Consider the following 2,192-nt stretch of genomic DNA (forward strand, 5'->3'; position numbering starts at 1 on the left):
CGCCGCAAATTCATCAAGCGGTTTATCGTTGTAACGATGAAGAAGTAATCAACTTTAGCGAGAAGTTAGATTTTTTGCGGACGCTGTTGCAGATAAACAATGCACCAGTGGATGCGCTGTGTGCAGCCGCTATGCGGGAAATTTATCAACTCAGAAAGGCCGATCGCACCTGGTTAGTCAACGCAGGCAGAAATTTAAGCGTATTGCTTAGGGATGACTACGATCGCTTGAGAGTAATTTTAAGCCAAATCCACCCTTAGAGAGTTTTGAATTTTGGGTTTTGAGTTTTCAGTAGATAGGAGTTGTCTTTATTGGAAGTCAACTCTCAAAGCTGAGAACTTTCGCTTTTGGTAGCTATGGAATCAGTTATAGAAACTCTCCACGAACCGATCGTACCGTTTGCTATTTTATTGGTAGTCATCTTGACCGTACCCGCTATATTCGAGAAACTGCGGTTGCCGGGATTGGTGGGTTTGTTGGTCGCGGGGGTAATCCTCGGCCCTAACGCTTTGAATCTACTTCAAACTAAAATGCCGACAATGCAACTGCTGTCGGACATTGGGTTAATTTACCTGATGTTTGTGGCGGGATTGGAAGTAGACATGGAACAATTCCGCAAAACCAAGCATCGATCGGCAGGTTTCGGTACTTTTACTTTCCTGGTACCCCTGATTGTCGGAACGATCGTCGGGCGTGTGTTCGGCTTTGGCTGGAACGCTTCGATTTTGATCGGTTCCTTGTTTGCTTCTCATACCCTGTTAGCTTATCCGATCGTCAGCCGTCTGGGAGTGGTGGGAAACGAAGCCGTTACAGTCACCATTGGCGCTACTATTTTTACCGATATTGGCGCTCTACTGGTTTTGGCAGTTTGTATCGGCATTCATGCGGGTAACTTTACTGTTATCAAATTCATCACCCTGTTAGGTTCGCTGATTGTCTACTCTGCCATTGTGCTGTTCGGCTTTGATTGGGCGGGGAAAGAATTTTTTCGTCGCACTGGCGATGATGAAGGCAACCAATTTTTGTTTGTACTTCTAGCGGTTTTTTTGGCAGCATTGGGAGCTCAGTTAATTGGGGTAGAGAAAATAGTCGGTGCTTTCTTGGCTGGTTTGGCAGTTAACGATGTCCTGGGCGGTGGGCCAGTCAAAGAAAAGGTGATTTTTGTCGGTAGTGTCTTGTTTATTCCCATATTTTTTGTGGATATGGGATTGCTAATCGATATTCCAGGTTTTATTAAAAGTTTGGCATCGATTTGGCTGACGCTGGCGATTGTGGTCGGTTTAATTGCCAGTAAATTTTTGGCGGCTTTGTTTGCCAAACTGGTTTATCGTTACAACTGGCAGGAAATGCTGACCATGTGGTCGCTTTCCCTACCCCAAGTGGCAGCAACTTTGGCAGCGACGTTGGTAGGGTATCGCGCTGGATTGCTGACTGAAGGTGTTTTAAATAGCGTTCTGGTTTTGATGCTGGTGACGGCTACGCTAGGCCCACTGATTACGAGTCGGGTGGCGGTAGGATTAAGGTTACCGGAAACTAATTTGGATATCTATACAAGTTCTGAGGATGAAAGCTTTTTAAAGGCAGAGGCATCGCGTTTTACGGTGGTGGTGCCAGTTTACAATCCTCAAACTGAGCGCTTTTTGATTGAAATGGCGGCGTTATTGGCGCGGCACGAAGGGGGTAGGATTGTACCGTTAGCGATCGCGAAGGCTCACGTGCATATGGATGCCCCGGAACTGGAGATGGCTCACGATCGCGGCGATATGCTTCTGGAGAACGCTTTGCAGCTAAGTCGAGAACTGGGTGTAGAAGCGAAACCGCTGCTGCGAATTGATGATAGCGTTCCCCAAGGAATTAGCCGTGCGAGTCGGGAACAAAATGCCAATTTGATTGTGATGGGTTGGGGTCAACGAACTGGGTTTCGGGCTCGCTTGTTTGGTAATGTAATTGATAGCGTGCTGTGGGCGGCTCACTGTCCGGTGGCTGTAACGCGGTTCCTAGATTCGCCCACGCAGGTAAAGCGGATTTTAGTACCGATCGAAAATTTAACATCTCAGGCTTTACAACCTGTGCGGTTTGCCAAAGTTCTGGCCCAGGCAAATCAGGCACAGGTGACGCTACTGCACGTAAGCGATCGCAGAACTACACCGACACAACGTGCTTGGGATGAGTCCCAATTGGCTTTACTCGCC

At 47.6% G+C, this 2,192-nt stretch carries 1 protein-coding gene and 1 pseudogene; both read left to right on the forward strand.

The window, feature by feature from the left end:
- Positions 1-260: pseudogene (locus H6S82_RS30215) on the forward strand (hypothetical protein); the annotation flags it as partial.
- Positions 261-356: 96 nt separating this feature from the next.
- Positions 357-2,192: cation:proton antiporter (locus tag H6S82_RS30220; RefSeq protein WP_191057246.1), on the forward strand; the 1,836-nt coding region annotated here is incomplete at its 3' end.

This window comes from Planktothrix sp. FACHB-1355 (assembly GCF_014748295.1).
GTDB lineage: Bacteria > Cyanobacteriota > Cyanobacteriia > Cyanobacteriales > Aerosakkonemataceae > Aerosakkonema > Aerosakkonema funiforme_A.